The sequence below is a fragment of the Paraburkholderia sediminicola genome (genome assembly GCF_046026675.1).
GTDB lineage: Bacteria > Pseudomonadota > Gammaproteobacteria > Burkholderiales > Burkholderiaceae > Paraburkholderia > Paraburkholderia sediminicola_F.
In genome coordinates this window covers 1,276,268-1,294,804 of the sequence record NZ_JAQQEY010000001.1, presented here as the reverse complement: position 1 = coordinate 1,294,804, position 18,537 = coordinate 1,276,268, and the positions used below count along the sequence as shown (strand labels likewise).

The following is an 18,537-nucleotide window of genomic DNA, read 5'->3' as shown; positions in this document are numbered from 1 at the left end:
TACTAGGCTGGCTGGGGCGGCAGGTAGTTTAGAGCAAGTTTGTTTATATTATTTTTACATCTACGCGGCGCTTTCTTTTTTGTAAGGCTTCCATCCCACCTCACGAAACGCAGAAAGCAGGCGTTCAGACCCGATCGCCTCCACTCGAGCGCCGTGTGCGCTCATATCGGTAGCGGCCAGCAGGGCATTGACGATGGCTTCTTCAACAGCCTGGGTGCTTTCGTGTCGATTTTCCGCATCGCCGTGGCCGGTCATCGAGTTGGTGGCAAGTTGCCGTAGGTTGCAATGGTTAGGGTAGTTTGGCCAGCAGGCGGTCATATACGGATGGCGGCAAGGTGATCGTCCCGAGCTCGTCGCCGTCCTCATACCGCAGCGCACCTTCTTCCCAATAAAGTCGTACAGGATCGTGAGAGTAATCGCTATATGTTCTCTCTGCTATCAGTCTCTGGCTGCCGCCCTCATACAACCGCAAAATGATTTTCGATCCAAGGTAGCAAGAGCGTGCCGTATAGCGGCCATCGGCTGACTGCACGCTGTCACAGTCCGTAGGACGTACGAGCGAACGTGGTCGTGCGCGGTCCCAATAACTCCAGGCGGAGACGAGCACAGCCGCAGTGGCGGCGCCGACGACAGTTCGTTTGAGCGACACTTTAATCATTTGTTGCGCTCGCTGGCTTCGTCCATCGCGGCTGGAAAGGATAAAGCATCGTGCCCGTACCATCGAAATCATTGCAATACAAACCATGATGAGCGCGGCGACTGCGATCAGCATAGCAATGCCAGCACCTTCTGCCGCTGTGCTCATAGAAATTCAATCTCGACAGGTTTGAGAAGGGTCACAAAGCGGTAGTCGGAGAAAATGATGAAATCGCCCCCTTGCTGGTGGATTTTTTGCCACTCGCGGAAAGAGCTATTTCGCACCGGGTAGTACACGTTGCCACGCACGCGCATATCGCCCACTGCAACCGGATAGTCTGGCCACGAGACCCCAGCCAGTCCGGCCGCGCCGGTCGCAGGAACAATAACTACGCCATCACGACTCCAGTGCCCAAGGTATTGGGATGGTTCTCCCGCCTCGTCGGTGAAAGTATAGTTATCCTTGACATAGAGAATGATGCTCGTGATCGTGGCTCGGTTTGCGTCGCGGTTAAATGTAGCGCTGCCAACGGCCGCATAGAAATTAAACGAACCGAGCGAACCCGTGAGATCATCGGGCACCCCGCCGTTGCTTTTCTCCCTCGAGACTAACTGATCTAGCTTCTGACTGAAAGTGCTCTCGACGCCTGCCAGCTGGAACTCAAAATTCTTATGCAGGATCTTGAGATCTTGATCGCTTAACTTCCAAGCATCCACTTTTCCATATGGCGAGCGTAGCGGGCGCAATGCACTACCTAAAGCTTCAATGGCCCTTGGTGTGGTGAGACGCTCGTACGTCTGGAGAAAATCGTATACCACCTTGGCTCTTGTATGTTTTAGCACCCAATCGAGCTTGATCGTGGTCTTGTCGATCATGCTCGGTGGATAGGGCTGTCCATTTTGATTTAAGCCCTTTACTTCGTCCCGCGGAGTTGGTGAATAGTTGAGATCGCCGGCAAACCATCGCTCCATGAGTTTCGCTGAGACAGGCATAATCTCTTTACGCATCGCGCCCGGAATTTCCTGAAGATCAAACGGGAGAGTCGTCGCACGTTCTTCCCGCCTGGCTGGTGTAGTCTTGGGTGGCTTGGGAGGGTCAGGCGTATCAAGCCATTTTTTGACGCGTGATACGCCGTGCGCGATCGACAGCAGTCCATCAAGGGAGTTGTTCACGCGATCTGCATGCGTCAACGGTTGCGCAGGCGAGGTTGAAGACGGTGCGGCGCCAGGCTGGGTGAGCAGCGTCGGTGGCGGTTTGGTCATCGAAATCGCCAGATCAGGAACTGGGTAACAGCCTCGATCAGCGTCGCAGCGAGTCCAGCGCCATAGCACTTTATTGATCTTGTAATACGGGATTTTCTCGCGATAAGCGGTCGACATATTGGTTGTTATTAGCTAGCAGTTTTTCGAGTACCGATCGCTGGCGGTTCCTTGTTACCGCCAGGTCGGAAAACCATGCTAGGCGGTAAACACGTCTCGAAAAACTGCTTTATGTCGGCCGATCACTCCACCCTGTACCTTGGGTGACTCTAGGGCCCTGCGCCGAGGCGGTCTGCTGCGCCTGATTTCGCGCCTGAGTTCGACGCAGTGTGCACTCGCTGACGGACGACCGTTTACTCGGCCTTCGCGGAACTCGCCGGATCGGTTTGAGCCGTCGGTGCGGAAGCCTCTTTCGGCGGCGCACCTTCCTTGATCTCATAGGACGGATCGCGCACCCAACGGCTCAGGTCCTTGCTGATCACAATGGTCGTGCGATCCAGAATCGAACAGCTTCCTTTGAACGCACCCCACATGCCACCGACCGACCAGCGGTTTATCCTGGTGTGACGGATGACCTTGCCGTCTTCAATCAGATCTGCACTCACGGTCGTAGCCTTGGGTCCGCTCCATGCGCCACCGCCCACGCCCAGTACATGGGTGATCTGCAATCTGAGAATCTTTGCATCGCCCGCGTCGGTTTGCGATGCGATGGTGCCGTCGCCAGTTCTGTTGATCTTGCGGAGCGCCTCGCCGACGTGGCGCGTCAGCATGTCTTCGATGTGGCATTCGTTTTTGATCTGGTCGACGACGCTGGCGTCCGGTGCATAGGTGACTGGGGTTTCCAGCAAGACCTGACCGGCGGCGAAGGCGGAGGTCGTTGAGAGGCAGAGAGCGGTGAGGAGGAGTTTTTTCATAGTACGAGATCTTCTAGCGTTGTGGTTTGGTATGAAATTTCGGTTTGTGTGGTTGGATCGAATGCATCAAGCGCTGCAAGCGACATCGAGACTATCGCTCCACGACGCCCTCTTCAGCTTCCCGCTTTTGCTCGGTAATCGGAAGATGCGCCGCTCTCGTAGGCGTCCTTGCTGTATATCTGCCTAGTAATTCCAGTTGAGTGTCGCAAGGACAAGCGTCGCCTTGGGGCCAAGTGCAGCCGGTTGCGTGAGTGCCCGTCCAACCAGCGCCTCAGCCGACAGCATCTGCCGATGCCACAACCACTGTCCGCGCAACCCAGCCCCCGCACCGGCCAACGTCGGGAATCCCGGCAGCGCAATGAGGCTCGCTTTTCCGGCATCAACAAAAATGTACGGTTCGATTCGACCGTCTTGCCATGCCGGCGTATTCACCCACGCAACCTCGTTACGCGAGTAGAGACCTCGGTCGCCCGAGATCTCACCCGAGCGGAAACCGCGAACCGTATCCATGCCACCGAGATACAACTGCTCGGAACCATAGAGCGCGACGTTCGTGAACTGACCGCTCAAGGTGCCGCGATAGACGAGTGCCACCCGGCCTAACTTAGGAAGAGGAAGAGTGAACGATGCGGTCGCATCCAACTTGGTGAACTGGCTATGGGCATCGTCACGGCCTATCCCATGTGCGTCGTGGTCCGCTTCTAGCCACGGTAACCCTTCTGAGACACCAGCATCTAGCGTGACATTGCCGGGGGCATCGTTCAGCACGAATTTGCGCAACCAGTTGCCGCCGATGCGAAGTACCGCAATGTGCTGCGGATTCAATTCAATATCGTTGATTTCGCGGTCGGTACGCCGCCATGACAACGTGGCGTCGAGATTCGCAATGCCGGCCTGCGTGCGATCCAGCGTGTAGTTCCAGCCGAGAATATGGCTCAGCGTGCGTCCGTACATTAGCGCACTCGTGCCGATTAGCTGCTGATATTCAGAATCCGAGAACGTATAGCTGAATGTGTGACGGCCATACGGCATCGCAAACGAACCGACGAACGCATTGCTGTCCTCGCTGTCGAGGAAATTCAGACTGATCGACTCCTGCAAGCCGATCAGGTTGTCCGCTTCCACACCCGCCCGGTAGCGGGTTATTCCAGTCGCAGCGCTGCCGTAATTGTCGACACCCAAGGTGTAGTAAAGGCGGTCGCCGGGCCGGTTGTTGATCGCGACAATGGAATCTCCCGGCGATTGACCCGGCAGAATCTGGATTTCGGCCTGATTGCGCCGCAGCCGGTTGATCTGGGACACCCCCTGATCGATGTCGCCAAGATTGAGTGCGTCGCCAGGCGCCGCCGGAAATGCCCACTCCGATCCCGCGTCCGTCAGGAGTCCACCACCGGCCGACTGTTCGTCCTTTTTGAGCCGCTGGCCTAACGGCTTGCCGTTCAACGTATAGCCCGCGATGCGGCCTACCTGAACTCTAATGTTCAATACGCCCGACTCGAGATTCTGCGGGCCGAGGAACGCACGCGTCGTGATATAGCCGGACAATACGAACGCATCAGTCAATCGCTTGAGCAGTACGTTCAGACGATGCGAACCGAGCGCGTGACCGACGAACGGCGTCACGATTGCGTCGATACGCTTTTGCGCAAGCACGGTATTGCCGTCCACCGTGATGCGGTTGATCGCAAAAGCGGGTCCCGTCTCTACGATCTGATCGACCGGTGTGTCGGGAGGAACGTCGAGCGAACCCTGCGAAGTCGGTTCCGGCAGCGCGATGGATGCAGGCGGCTGATTCAGTTGCCGCTGCGTCGCCTGCTCGCGCTGTTGGTCGATGATCAACTGCGCGGGGTCCTGAATCGGACGTGCTAACGGCAGAGGTGGAGCGGGCGGCGGTGGCGTCTGCGCGTGGACGGCGACGCTATGCACGAAGACGAGTGCAACTGCGCGCACTATCCCCGCGCACTTCAGGCGCGGTCGGGTCGATACGGACTGCATCAATGCCACCACCACGTCGTCATGCCGAGATGCTGGCCGATCTGAACAGGTGTCGTCGCGGGCGCGCGCACTGTCGTTATGCCACCGCTTGCCGAGACGCCGTTGCTACCGGTGATGTAGCCCCCATCGATAACGGCGCTACCGCCTAACGAAACTGAGCCGTTAGCCGTGAAGCCTCCGCCAACGTCGCTCGCGATAATCTGCGCCCACGTACTGCCGAAAAATGCCTTGAAGCCACGGCCCTGATTGATCGCCGAGTAACCTGTTACGCCTTGTGCGTATGTCACCGGCGCCGTCACATTGAGATTGCCGCCTGCAAAAACATTACCCCCGATGTTGCGCGCAACGGTCCCCGCGGAAATTGCAATGTCCGCACCGGACTGGATCGTGCCGCCATTTGGCATCACATTGCTCGATGCGCTTGCATGGCAGAATATCCAGCAACTGCGCGAATAGCTGGCCTGTCCCGAGAACACCGCGGCGTTGGTAAAGGCCTGCTGCGCGGTAATCGATATGTTTCCCTTGTTCGATTGGATCAGGCCACCGGAGTTGGTGACGTTTCTTCCAGAGACCGTCACCGAGCCATCAGTCGATGCGATATAGGCCAGTTGGCCCGGTTGCGCGACGGTGCCGTAATCGATGTCGAAGCCGCTGGTGTTATGTGTGAAGAACACAAAACTACCGCCCGTACGCGAGTACGCGACCGGCTGACCGCCGTTCGTACCGTCGGTGTGATCGATGATGTTCGAAACGTCGCCTTGAGCGGTCACGCTCGTTTTGTCGTTCGCGAGGATGCGAGCGTTCTCGTTGGTGATGTTGCCTTGCGCGCTTAGCGACGTTTGTCCATTCGCCGCGAAGACGACGCCCAGATTCGCTGCGCTCGAACGATTCAGGATGTTGCCTGTGGCGCTCAAGGTCACATCACCGCCGACCGCTGCGCCGCTCGCGTTGATCGCGCCGGCCTGGATCAGGCTGCCGGTGCTGGAGATGTCGCCGGTACTGGTCAGCTTGACCGCGCCGTTTTGCGCGCTGAGCGTCGAGCCGCCAGTAGCATCGTCGACTAACGTGATACCGTTCGCGCTGAGCGTCGCGCCGTTTGCGGCGGACATCTGCGCGCCCTGCAACGAGAACGCACCAGGCGTGGTGATCTGAATATTGTTTTCGGCCTTGATCGATCCGTCGATTACGCCGATGTCGCCAAGCGACGACACGATGACGTCGCCCGCGCTTGCGTAGATCGCGCCGAGATTGCGAACGCCCGCGCCTTTGTCGGTGACGATGAGTTGGACACGGCCACCGGTCAGTCCGCCAAGTGCGGTGATATCGACAGCCAATGCTGAGTTCGTCGTGCTCGGTGAAGTCGTGCTGACGAGCCAGTCGTGGTTGTTATCGCCGGGGGATAGGCTCGTATCGTAGGTATTTGTGCTATCGCCGATGATCGCTCGCACGCCGCCTGTGGAGGTCGTGAAGTCATTCGTCACTGGACCGTTCACAGAGAGCTGTTTGGCGATCAGGTCGAGATTGACGAGTGTGCCGCTCAGGCCGCCAGGGCCGATCGTAATTGCGCCACGGTTAGTGGTCAGCACAACGTTGCGTTGGGTCACGCCGGGAGCCGGCACAAGATCGTCGAAACTCACCTGACCAGTCGAGAGCACGACGTGGCCCGCGTTGACGAAGCTGCCGCCGTCGATCGTGATTCCGTTCGGGTTCGCGAGAATCACGTTGGCGCGTGGGCCCAGTACGTTGATGTCACCCTGGATCAGCGAGGGGTTCGTGCTGGTTACCTGATTGACGATCGTGCGTGCGTTGATACCGACGTTGTTCAGATCAGCGCCTGCCTTCGATACGTTGAATGACGTGTAGGTGTTGTTCGAGACGCCGCCGATTGTGGGGGCGAGGTTGACGGTTTGGCGACCGGCTGAAGACGTGGTGACGGCCGTGGCTGTGCCGCCGTCGGGGATGATGCCGGCGGCATGAGCTGCGGACGCTGCGATAGCGAAGGTTGCGTCCACGGCAATGGCGAACAGTAGGCAGGACAAGCGCGGTGATCGCGTTGTCCTTCGAATGCTGGTGTTCAAGTGTTTCCCCGAGTTCTAGTTTTTTCTGACATCCGTTGCGATGCGTTCGGCAATGGCGTTCACCCCGGTCACCAGTCCAGCTGAAGCACGGAGGGCATCTAGTTCGCGCTGGAACTCAGAGTAGTAATAATGCACACCTATCATTTTCCTGTCCGTGCAGGAAGAGTCCCAGGTTCTTCCCAGACCCCTCTGAACGGGGCTTGGGGAGCAACTAATCGCCATACCTCTCCAGAGGCTTTGCAACGATACCAAAGCTCTTCCAAGCCAAATATAAGATCATCGCTCGGTTTGCTCACGGGAACGTGCTCGACCAACCCGGCATCAACCTGCGCCGAAAGCCACAAACAAAAGCGCCTGTATTCGCCCGGCGACTCAAATCCGTGAATAGCCTCCCAGTTACATGAGTTCATGGCGTTTTTATCCACGACGGATTTACTCTAAAACCTGCAGGGAAAACCACTTGATTGCCTCCGCCCACCAATCCACCCTGCGGAGCAGCCGCACCTGTAAAGTAGTTGGTCCCTGCAGGAATCTCGATTTTCAGGACGTTGGTAGCGCCCGATCAAGGTAATCATGCAGCAAGCACATTCGGGCCTTTAAATCAGCTGGAACAACAGCATCTCGGGCCATGTTTGCCAAACGCCGGCGCAAGATCATGTAGATTTCTGTCCCGGTTGCGCCTTCAACAAGCGCACCCCGAAGTTGCTCCGCGTACTCGCGCAGACCTGCCCCGTCGAGCAAATCGGCTAAAGCCCGAGTCTCTTGATATGGATCGTTCATTGCATTGACCGCCCAAGCCTGTCTAGTTGCTGTAACACTACGTTCTCAACGGCGATTTCGCCAAGACGCGGTCATAGTGTTCCTTTTGCCGTTTTTCCCAATTCTTATCCAGCGCCCCCAATATTGAAAGTGCCCTATCGAACGCGATCCTTCGTGGATCGACGTCACGTCTCGCCTGCTGCATCTCGAATTCAAAGCCCATCGAAGACGCCACGCCTCGGAATATTTCGAACAAGAGATCGTCGCGGGACTTCGCTGTCGTCCTGTACTGCTCGACACCTTTCTCAACAACAATTAAGTGATACTCGCAACCATCAATTTCCACATGCGGCCGCCCCATATCTTCCGATGAACCATACGTCGGAAGCAGGCTAGACGGAGCCGATATGCGGGCCGCCATACTGGCAACAATCGCCTTTATTTTGTCAAGCTCGACTTGGTCCTGATTAGTCATGGAGGATCTACTTCAAGGGGGGGTTGGGTAAAGTGACCGGTGCAAGAACACCCTGCTCCAGTAAGCTGTTGACGCTCTGGGGCAACTGGAATTGAATGCCTGTCGTAGAGCCAAACCACGGCATCACGTAACTCTGCTGAACCGTGACGGGAGAGGCCACCTGATAGGCGTTATAGGGAGTGTCATAGGCTCCAGTGGGCAACCCTCGGGTATTGAACGGTGCTCCTGCAGGTGCAGTATAGGTGCCCGTCGGGTTCCCGAATCGATCAATCAGAGTTCCCGGTTCCAACGTAGTCGATTCGGCCACGCCCCAGATCCCGCCGTTCGGCGGCCACTGTAACGTAGCAAGGGCGGTCGACTGGCTAGTCCCACCTGCGCTATTTGTGGCAACAAACCCTTAAAGCAAGAAAATGCCGCCATTGCAGTAATTGGCGGAAGCGCAGTCGCCACTCAGTCAACCAGCTGCGGGTCCTTCCAAACGTCTTCGTAATTCTCGGTGACGAGAAAGCGCCAGCCAGGAGGCAACCCAAGGTAAGGAACAACGAGCGGAGCCCATTCCGAGAGATGCGACGCATGCAATGGCACAAAGAAGTCAGGTGCTTCTGAATATTCCTCACCTGCCCAAATGTACCAACCGCAAGTATCCGCTTCGGGCTTGATTCGTAGACCGTTCAGAGGACGGACACCGTCCTTCACGTTTTTCGAAACGCCAACTTTGAGACTGAAGTCGCACCCAAAGTACGGCGCATCGAACCGTAAGCAAACTGCCTTTTGCTTCTCTGTTATTTCCGCGCTCATCGTCAAAATCCAAAGAAATTTCTCATTGCCTTGCCGAAAGCCCCCAACTGACCTCCTTGGCTCGCAGAACACGTCGGGCAATGCGGTTGAACAGCGTTCACCGAGCTTTGTGCTGGGACGTCGACTGCCCCGTCCCGATAGTATTGCACCACTAATGGATCGATGTGGTCCGCAACTTGGTTACCCGTTACCGCTCCGCAATCGACGCATGGCTGACCTTGAACCGAAGCTCGCTGCGCGGCGTTTGGCCCAGCACCCGATGGTCGCGAGTATGGTGCAGTAATATCCGGGCTCGGCGTAAAATCACTTCCTGGAACACCCGACTTGACGCTGTTTGTGGCATCTCGTTAAGGGGCGACAACAATTAAGGCTAGCGCCAGGTCAAATACTCGCCCTCTTATACTGTCGAAATCTTCCGTGCCTGGTATGGGCGCGTAACGTCGCGTCGCGGCATCATAGATGACTGGCGCATAGTCGTTAAAAGAACCCATTCCTCCGTATACATGCCGAACGGACGCAGACAGAGCGGCAAGGTCCACCGTCCCAACGGCGCCGTCCTTTAAATGGCGGCCTATCGCAAGATCGGACTCAAATTTTCTTCGCCATTGACATCCTGGGTCTAGGGCAAGCAATGCAACTAGGCTGGCCAAGGCATCAATCAACTGATCAAGTATGCTAAGTTTGTTCATTTCAATGGTGCGATAGGAGTGAACGTTCCGATCGATCTAGCGTTCGGAACGTATATCTGTATGTTGCTTTGACCGCCGAGATAGACGCCACCTTGCGTGCCGACTGGACCGTAATAATAAGTCGTTCCTTTGGGAAACTGTGCGGCGATCGCACTATTGATCGGTGAAGATCCCGTCATTGCACCGGTCGTAGGATCAATCCAGTAAGGTTTCACGGCATTATCGATGCGCGTCTGAGCGATGCTCTGTGGCATATCGAAACTAAAATACGATCCGCCTGGATTGTTCGCGTCCCCTGCCTTAAAAAAAACCTGGTTAGCAGAATCAACCGTTCCGACGCTATAGCGCCCGCCCGCAAAATTTCCGGCAACATAGTCCGGCAGGGGGCCTGGATTCGTAGCGTCGTATGTGTAACCGGAGCTGTTTGTGGCCTGTCCGAGCGCACCTATGAGCGACGATGCGGAAACAGTCGTAACTTCCGTGCCACTGCCGTTGACGGTCGTGGTGCCACCGGTCTGCTCACCGAGCATGACCCGTTCTTTTGTCTGCTGAGCCCGGATTGCGTCCGCCTCCAACTGGGCTTCCGACTTGATATGGCCGTCGGCACCCGAATTGTTCAACGCCTCATTCTGGGCTGCGGTAGTCGCACCTTGCACATTCGCACCGGCCAGCGCCGCAAGTCCGCCGCCTGCGATCGTTGCAAAGGCTGCCAATGCCGCCCTCTGACCGGCGTCGAGTGATGCCCCCGACGGGTCAATCCCCTGGGCAAAGGACGGCGATAGCGCAGCGCTCGCCGCTCCGCCAATGGCACCACCCGCGCATCCGGATCCTTCCGCCGCGCTGGCCGCACAGCCTAGAGCCGCGTGCGCCAGCCAGTAACCCGGCGTGCCTTGTGCCAGAATCGACGTACTGTCCATCCCGGCATTGCCGATCGCGTATGCGCCTGCAGCGGCCACATCACTGACCGCATCGTTTTTCAAATTGGTCAGGAAGCTGCCGCCACCGATCGCAGTCTGCACCCCAGCCTATACGGTCGCTTCGGCCGCGATCGCCGCTCCCTGCTCAAGCACTGTACTGGCGGTGGTGGAACCCGCCAGCGGTACCAGCGCGCCACCAACATTCTGTACACCTGCCAGGGACGCCAAACTCTCACCACCTACCGTGATGCCGTTCGTGAGACCGGCGGTGAGCATCGCGGTAGCGCCAGCCCTGAACATCGAGGCCGTGCTGAACGACCCATTTGCAGCCTGGCCGAGCGCGCTGCTCACCATTCCCGCCATACCCGCCGACAGCGCCATATTCCCCAGACCGGCCGCCACCGCAGGCATCGCAACGCCTTCAGCCGTCGTCGTGGCAACGGCACCCGCCGCGAATGTGCTGCCTGCGTCAGCGCCCGCCCCAATCGCGGCCGACGCAGCCCCTGCCGTCATGACCGACGCGACCACCATCACCGCCAGCATCCCAATCGTCTGAAACGCCCCCTCGCTCTCCGCAAGCGACGTCACACTCGTATGCAGATCGTTCTGCACCGTCGACTGCGTAAAGCTGCTGCCCAACTGCGCCTTCAGCGCCGCCAGTTGCTGCTGCGTACCCGCCGTGTCGACCGTTCCATCCGCATTGAGCTTCTGCAGCGCGCCACCAATCTGGTTCACCGCATCGACATTCAACTGGTAGTTCCCAGCCGACATGAACCCGCCCTGTTGCGCGACGGTGCCCGTAGTCGTAATCAACTCGTAGAGAACGGGAATGTAGGTGCTCTGCGTCCCAATGTCCGTCGACCGCTGCTGGTTCGTCAGTGAACCCGCGTTGACCGTCAACGTATCCGTCGCCGCAATCGAGCCGGTGTTTGTAATCGATCCACCATTCGACGCGGTGAGCGTGACGTTCTGCCCGCTGATCGTGCCGTCGTGCTGAACCACTGCATAGTTCTGCGGCAGATACACCTGCGGCATCAGCGCATCAACCGTCGGGCAAGTCGCCGTTCCGGTTGCGGTACATCCCGGCTCAGGCACGGTCTCTTCGACATACCAGAGTATGGGCTTGTCGAGTGCGGCGATCTGGTCCTGCGTTAGTGCCGTGCCAAGTGCAACGTTGTTGGCCTCCGCATACTGGATCGCGTTACCGTACAGCGCTTGCTTTTCCTGGTCCGTGACAGACGACTGTTTCGTGTTGTCGTAAGACAGCCCGCTCACGAAACTCGCCTGCCCTGTCTGCGCCAACGCAGCCTGCTGCAGCAGTTGATTTTCCGTGAACGGGTCGTAGTAAAACTGCGTGGTGTTCGGCTGCAGGCTCGCCGGCAGATTGGCCAGCAACTGGCTCGGCCCGATGTTGCCAATCACCAGCGATGCCGGACTGTTGACCAGATAGCTGACGTTGGATGCGCCGCTCGAGGCAGACGCGCCGGTCGCTACCGCAACGCCCGGCGATACCGGCGTCGACGGAGAATTCAAACTCAAGGCCGGGGCGGAAATCGTCCCCGCCGCATTGCCCGGAGCGGTGACGCCTGCTGACGTGCTACCCGCCGTGCCAAGCGAGCCGCTGGAGCCAGCCGCGATGCCACCTGCGACACCTGAAGCGCCCGCCAGACCGCTGCCGATGGTCACGATACTGCCGGCCTGAATTGCTGCGTTTGACGCAACGACCGGTGTGCCCACAGGACCCAGCGAGATGACCTGCTGCGAACCCGTCGGCTGCGGCGTATAAACAGCCGGCGACGTCAGACCGTTGACCAGCGTTGCGCCCGTCAAAGCAACCTGCTGTCCCAACACGTTGCCGGAGTTCTGCAACTGGCCACCAGCAGTCACCGATAACGACGGTGCCTGGATCGTGCCCGACAGGCTCTTGTACGGCGTCGGCGGCTGAACGCTGTCGCTACCGTGATACGCGCTGCCGAACAGCGTTGAGCAGTTTGCTGCGGTTCCGCAACCAAAGTTGTCCGGTGGCTTCGAGCCTCCGATCACGACGCCATAGAAGGCATCGTGCCAGTACGCATTTAGTGTCTGGTCCTGGTTGGTCACAGTCGATGCAGCAGAGATCGATGCCTGGCTGCCCGCCGTAATCAGACTGCCCGTGCTGACCAGCGTGCCCACGCTAAACGACAGGTTGCGATTCGCCGTGATCGTCGAGGCATCCCCCGACTGTTGGTCGACAAAGGCATCGCAGTAATGCGTTGACGCGCCGCTGCAACCGAACTGTGCGGTCGTGCCAAAGTTCTGGTACACCTGCACCGGCGCCGACATCGTGCTGATAAGCGCCGCCGTGCTGATTGCGATGTCGCGTCCGGCCTGGATATTGCCCGACGTGTTCGTGACGGCCGACGCCTGCGTGAGGTTCGTCTGCGGGTTGTTCGGATCGGTGTTGCTGCGCGTCGTCCCTGCGCCGCCGATTACGACATCCCGGCCGGCAAGCAGGTTGCCGTAGGTATTGTTCAGCGTAGGCGTCGCGATGATCAGGTCCCGCCCTGCGAAGACCGTGTTGTTTGTCTGCGTGTAGCTGTAGGTTTGCGTGACCGTCTGGTCACCGTAGATATTGGCCGAGTCGTTCTGCGGCCCAAACGTCGCGTAGAAGTGCAGAAGCCCCTGGGCGATTGCGGCATTCGTCTGCGCATCCGTGAAATCTTGACCCGGGCGCTGATAGAAGACCATCGAATCCGGGTAGTTAACAACCGTCCCGAAATAACCGCAGTTCGCCGCGGAGACGCCGGCAGCGCACCCTGCCTTGGATGTGGTGCTGTCCGAGTGATAGCCCTGATTGGTGAAGCTGTTCGCCGTAATGCGTACATCCTGTCCGGCATACAGATTCCCCGCGTTCGTGATGCTCGCGCCCGTGCCGGTAAGCGACAGGTCGTTACCTGCAACAATCTGCCCCGCGTTCTGGCTCGTATAGGTCGTAAGCGTCGACGTCTGCTGAACTGACGCGGCCGTACCCGGAATGACGTTGGCGACGGCGGGAAACGGGTCCGTAAAGCTCGAGCCGGCACCTGGCGTGCCACTGGCTAGCATCGGCGTTAAAGTGCCAGCCGCATAGGCTGCCTTCAATTGCGTCAGAAAACTCGCATAAGAACCTGAGTCGATACTGTCCGTAATGGTCGTCAGGCCCGCATCGCCGCCGTCATCCAGCGAGGCGACGGTCAATGAGACGTTGTTGCCTGCCGACAGGTTGCCGCCATGGTTGTTCAGCGCGCCTGTGGTGATCGACAGATCGTGGCCAGCGGCAATCACACCACGCTGCCCCGTAGACTGGGTGGTGGTGGTCGTTTCGTTCACGGTTGGCAACGCAATGCCGTAAAACGTGCCGCCGCTCAAATCCGGAGCAACAGGTGTTGTCGCGGTGGCTTGCTGCATATCGCCAACGCGACCGGTGATGCTTGTAGTGAATGTCTGGGAGCCCGTAACGCTGCCGTCTGCGTATGACAGCTCAGTCATGCTCAAGGTGAGCGATCCGATTGGCGCGGACAGGAACGCCGACTCCAAACCTGCCGCAGCAATGGTAGTTGTCGACGTCGTCGTAGTCGTCGTGCTCGCACCGGCCCTACTGTTGTTCACATCCGCGGCATTGATCGTAATGTCGTTCTGCGCGGTGATCGTGCCACCGATATTCGTCAAATCGCCCGACAGATTCGCCGTCAGATTGCGCCCTGCCGCTGTCGACGCCCCGCTATTGTCGTAACTGCTGCCGTTGAGGTTGACGTCGCGCACGGCGCTGACCGTCCCCTGGTTGGTCGTCGTGCCGTTGAGATTGACGTCCTCGTTGGCATGGATCGTCGCGCCCGCCTGATTGACGATCGTGCCGGACAGATTGACGTCGTTGCCTGCGCTAATCGTGCCGCTATTGATCAACGTGCCGTTGGTCGACAGCGTGATGTCGCCTGACTTGCTGATCGTGCCGCTATTGTTGAAACCCTGCGTCGCACTAATCGACACGCTATTGCCGGGCATGGCCCACGTGCCGGAATTGTTGAGTTGCAGCGTGTTGATCGTCAGCACGTTGCCGAGATTGAACGTACCGCTCGATGCCGCCGAAGGGTCGAACGCCTGGTTCAGCAGGTTCAGCGTCAGATTGTGCTGAGCGAGAATCTGGCCGCCGGCATTGTTGAATGTGCCGTTGCCGCCGGTCACGGTGACCGTCGCGTCACCCGGCGTGCCAGGACTCGCAGCACTGGTGCTGCCTGCAAAGATCACACCGTTATTGTTGCCTGCCAGATTGCCGGTCGTGACGTTCAGCGAATTCGTGCCGAGGATCGCGCCGCCATTGTTCGTGAGCGAGCCGTTCGCCGTAACAGTTGTCGTTAAGCCAGCAATTGATCCCTGGTTGTTCAGGTTCGTCGAGTTGACGGTCGTCGCTGCAGTAGAAATCAGGCTGGCGTTGGCCGTATTCGTTACGTTCGCACCGGCAACCGTCAGTGCGCCGCCCGTAAGCACGCTGCCCGTGTTCACGACCACGTTCACACCCGACAATGTGGCCGAGCCTTGAACGAGCGTCTGGGCACCAGCTGTCGTCAACTGGTTCGACGCATTCGCGCTCAGATTCCCGCCGATCAGCGCGTTGCCCGTCGTCACGTTGACACCGGATAACGTAGCGTTTTTCATGACGTTCAGTTGCCCGGCGGACAGGTCGAGACCGTTCTGTGCGGTCGCCACGAGATTGCCGGAAACGGTGGTCGTTCCGCCCGTGCTGATGTTTGCACCGGTCAGGGTCGCGTCGCCGCCAACCTGCGTCGTGCCTGTCACCGCGAGATTGTGGGCTGCCGCTAATGTAGCGTCGCCCGCTGCGTTCAACCCACCCTGTGCGGCGAGATTGCCGTCTTGGGCCGTCAAAGCGGTCTTCCCGAGACTGGTCACACTCCCCGTCACAGTGAGGTTGCCCGTGGCCTGCGCATTGAGATCACCACCGCTCAGGACCGCGCCGTTGATCGCGGCATCGCCGCCGTTGGCTTTGAGCGTCGCATTGCCCACTGCGGTTGCGGCACCCACCGTCAGGCTGGTACCAGCAGTCGCACTCAGATTGCCGCCCGTTTGCAACGACCCGGACAGGCTGATCGCCTGCCCTGCGCTCAAGGTTGTCTCCAACCCGAAGCCAGCCGTGCCGCCACCCGACAGATTGCGTCCCGCGCTCAGATTTCCTGTGCCGTTGCCGGTAATCGCGCCGGAGACGATTGCGTCCGTGGCAGCGCTCACTATCGTGTTGCCACCGGTAGCGAGCGCTCCGTCAACCGTCACACCACCGCTTGTTGCAATCAGCGTCGTGTTGCCCACCACATCCGCGCCGCCCACAGTCGTATTATTGCCAGCAGTCACGGAGAAGTTGCCGCCGGCTTTTACCGTTGCGGCAAGATCAGCGTTGCGTCCCGCCGTAACGATCGCGTCCTGCCCAAACGTCACGGTCCCGCTCGATGACACATCGCGACCACCGCTCAGGGTGCCCGTCTTGTTACCCGTAATGCTGCCGGCAACGGCCACATCCGTTGCAGCACTAACAGCAGTGTTTCCACCGCTTAGGATTGCACCGTTGATCGTTGCAGCGCCACCGCTGGCTGCCAGCGTTGTATTGCCTGCTGCAGTTGCGGAACCCACGGTCAAGTTATTGCCGGCGGTCACGTTCAAGTTTCCGCCTGCCGTCACAGCGCCTGGCAGGCTGACGTTCTGACCCGCAGTAAGCGTCGCATTCTGGCCGAAGGTCACGGCGCCGTTTGCAGTGAGATTTCCACCCGCACCCAACACGCCAGTGCCGTTGCCTGCCAAGGTGCCGGAGACACCAAGATCGGCACCCGCGTTCAGTGTCGTGTTGCCGTTTGCCGCGACGTTGCCGCCCAGCGCCATCGTCTGGCCTGCAGTAGCGCTGAGGTTTCCAGTCGTCTGCACGTCTCCTGTGGTCGTTACGTTGCCCGTTTGACCAACCAGCGTGAGATCATCCGACGACGCCACGCGACCATTAACCGTGGCGCTGCGTTGTGCGCGAACCTGCACGGTGCTGCCACCGGCGACCGCGCCATTCACCGTCGCATCACGCGCCGCGTTCAGCGCGATCACGCCGGGTGCAGACACGGCGCCACCGATCGTTATGTCGCCATTGCCTGTGCTGCCCGTCGTCGTCATCGACAAGTTATTACCTGTCTGCACCGATCCGACCGACATGTCGGCACCGGCCCGAAGATTGACGCTGCCATTGGACTGCGCGGTGCCGACGTTCAGGCCGTCGCCCGCAGTCATGTTCAGGTCCTGGACCGATTGCACGGACGCTGTTGCCGCAGCAATATCCCCGGTCGCGCTAACGGTGTATTGATTCGCAAGATTGCTGCCGGACATGGACACTTTGCCGGCGCCGGCCAGACTTGCCGCCTGTTGCGCGTAAGTCGAATTCACGGCGATGTCACCGTTCGACGTGACGGTGAGATTGCCTGCTGTCGCCGTCAACGCGCCCTGTGTGTTCACCCCCATGCCAGCGGCCGTCGAGACGATATAGATCTGCCCGCTCGTCACCGATCCGTACTGGTTTGCGTCAATTGCTACCGCGTTGTTTCCGATCGCGGCTGCCGTATTGGCCGTGCCGTTGGACGCTGTGCCATAGTTCGTGCCCGATGCGTCTGACGTAGTCGGGCTCACGAGCTGATTGCCCGTGACCAGGTTGATCCGCTGGTCTGCGCGCAACGGCGCGTTCAGGCTGATCGTCTGCGCGATCACATCGATATTGCCGACCGTGCCCTCGATGCCGGCCCCTGGTCCATTGACACCGGCAGGACCGCTGATCGACACATTGCCCGACGTCACGTTATAGGCAAGCGAGCCCGCGTGGGCGAAGTCCGTCGATGCACCGCCGACACCGGTCAGGAATTGCGGCGTGCCGGTGGTTAACACAAGGCCCGTCGCGTTCGTCAACGAAAGCCCGTTGACGGATACACCATTTGGATTACTGATGATGATCGAAGCCGGACTGCCGAAAACTTCCAGCGGACCGACCAGTGTTGAAGCAGGCCCTGTTGTGGTGACCTGGTTGACGATCACGCTCGCGGCGCGGCCGGCGAGATTCGGGTTGGCGCCAAGCGTGCCGCCCAGCAAAGGTGTACCCGGCGTGAGGCTGTTGTTCAGCACCAGCCCGTTGCTGTCGATATTGAATGACTGGTAGCTATTGACGCTAATACCGTTGGCGTTCGGCGCGGCGATATTGACGGCCGGCACACCGGTGCTCGTCTGCGTGATGGTCGGCTGAAACGGAATAGGTGCGCGCGGGTCGACGATCGGTGCAGCATGCGCGACCTCGTCCAGCGAGAGCACGCCGGGAAGCAGATAAGTCACCACCGCCGTGACACATGCAGTCGCCTTCATCCATAGCGGTCGCGACTGCGCCGCCACGCCGTTTGACGCCGCATTAAAAATTTTTGCCTGCCGCGCCGCCTCTATTTGGGCGAGTCGCTGCCTGCTCTCACGAGCACCCCGTAGCATTATTTTTTATCCGAATTTTATTTTTTCGGGTCGAATATTACCGAATCTTCCGACGAATGAATGTCATATATGCATGCCTGTCTTTTTCAAGACACAGATTTACGATGCATTAATTCCGGATGCATAACATTACATTTTCATTTCAAAATCGGATTGAAATCTGGACACGTATGCGGTCGCATGTCGCGAGCAAAAACCGGCAATGACTCCGGGCTTCGTTGCCGTAGCTTGGTCGATCGATCCCATGAAGCGTTCTCGGAATTCCTGCTCGGAAACAAAGTTCTTTTGAGGCGTGATCTCCAACCGGATTTGATCCAGACTCGGACTCGCGCTTGTCGACGCGAACGAAGGGATTGACACGATCGCTCAGAAAAACCAGGGAGCTTTTTTGAAGTGCCGGCATGCGGCGAGCAGACGCGCGGCCAGTCGATAGTCAAATCGCGAACCACAAAAACAAAAAAGCCGCTGAACCTTTTAGATTCAACGGCTTCTCAT

General features: G+C 58.7%; 12 protein-coding genes. All 12 read right to left on the bottom strand.

Annotation, left to right across the window (positions count from 1 at the left end):
- Positions 1-60 precede the first annotated feature (60 nt).
- A complete protein-coding gene (locus PQQ86_RS05660; protein WP_408270376.1) occupies positions 61-255 on the bottom strand; it encodes a hypothetical protein in 195 nt (64 codons plus the stop codon).
- Between the two features lie 34 nt (positions 256-289).
- Entirely contained in the window at positions 290-805 is a 516-nt protein-coding gene (locus tag PQQ86_RS05655) for a hypothetical protein (protein ID WP_408265275.1), read from the bottom strand.
- Positions 802-2,016 carry a DUF6402 family protein gene (locus PQQ86_RS05650; RefSeq protein WP_408265274.1) on the bottom strand — a complete coding sequence of 405 codons (1,215 nt, stop codon included), beginning with the start codon at positions 2,014-2,016 and terminating at the stop codon, positions 802-804. Before PQQ86_RS05650 ends, PQQ86_RS05655 begins: the two co-directional genes overlap by 4 nt.
- Before the next feature lie 233 nt (positions 2,017-2,249).
- Positions 2,250-2,810: a hypothetical protein gene (locus PQQ86_RS05645; RefSeq protein WP_408265273.1), complete on the bottom strand. Its 561-nt coding sequence runs from the start codon at positions 2,808-2,810 to the stop codon at positions 2,250-2,252.
- 183 nt (positions 2,811-2,993) lie between these two features.
- On the bottom strand, positions 2,994-4,805 hold the full coding sequence (locus tag PQQ86_RS05640) for a ShlB/FhaC/HecB family hemolysin secretion/activation protein (RefSeq protein WP_408265272.1): 1,812 nt from the start codon (positions 4,803-4,805) through the stop codon (positions 2,994-2,996).
- The gene (locus tag PQQ86_RS05635; protein WP_459252422.1) at positions 4,805-6,844 is read right to left on the bottom strand and encodes a two-partner secretion domain-containing protein; all 2,040 of its coding nucleotides are present in this window, start codon (positions 6,842-6,844) and stop codon (positions 4,805-4,807) included. Before PQQ86_RS05635 ends, PQQ86_RS05640 begins: the two co-directional genes overlap by 1 nt.
- A gap of 856 nt (positions 6,845-7,700) precedes the next feature.
- A complete protein-coding gene (locus tag PQQ86_RS05630; protein WP_408265270.1) occupies positions 7,701-8,117 on the bottom strand; it encodes an Imm63 family immunity protein in 417 nt (138 codons plus the stop codon).
- 7 nt (positions 8,118-8,124) lie between these two features.
- Entirely contained in the window at positions 8,125-8,424 is a 300-nt protein-coding gene (locus PQQ86_RS05625) for a TNT domain-containing protein (RefSeq protein WP_408265269.1), read from the bottom strand.
- Positions 8,425-8,567: 143 nt separating this feature from the next.
- On the bottom strand, positions 8,568-8,915 hold the full coding sequence (locus PQQ86_RS05620; protein WP_408265268.1) for an immunity protein Imm33 domain-containing protein: 348 nt from the start codon (positions 8,913-8,915) through the stop codon (positions 8,568-8,570).
- A gap of 347 nt (positions 8,916-9,262) precedes the next feature.
- Positions 9,263-9,604, bottom strand: a complete 342-nt coding sequence (locus PQQ86_RS05615; RefSeq protein ID WP_408265267.1) for a DUF6966 domain-containing protein — start codon at positions 9,602-9,604, stop codon at positions 9,263-9,265.
- Positions 9,601-10,623: a DUF637 domain-containing protein gene (locus tag PQQ86_RS05610; RefSeq protein WP_408265266.1), complete on the bottom strand. Its 1,023-nt coding sequence runs from the start codon at positions 10,621-10,623 to the stop codon at positions 9,601-9,603. Before PQQ86_RS05610 ends, PQQ86_RS05615 begins: the two co-directional genes overlap by 4 nt.
- A gap of 6 nt (positions 10,624-10,629) precedes the next feature.
- Complete coding sequence (locus tag PQQ86_RS05605; RefSeq protein WP_408265265.1) at positions 10,630-17,925, bottom strand: two-partner secretion domain-containing protein; 7,296 nt, start codon at positions 17,923-17,925, stop codon at positions 10,630-10,632.
- Between the last annotated feature and the right edge of the window lie 612 nt (positions 17,926-18,537).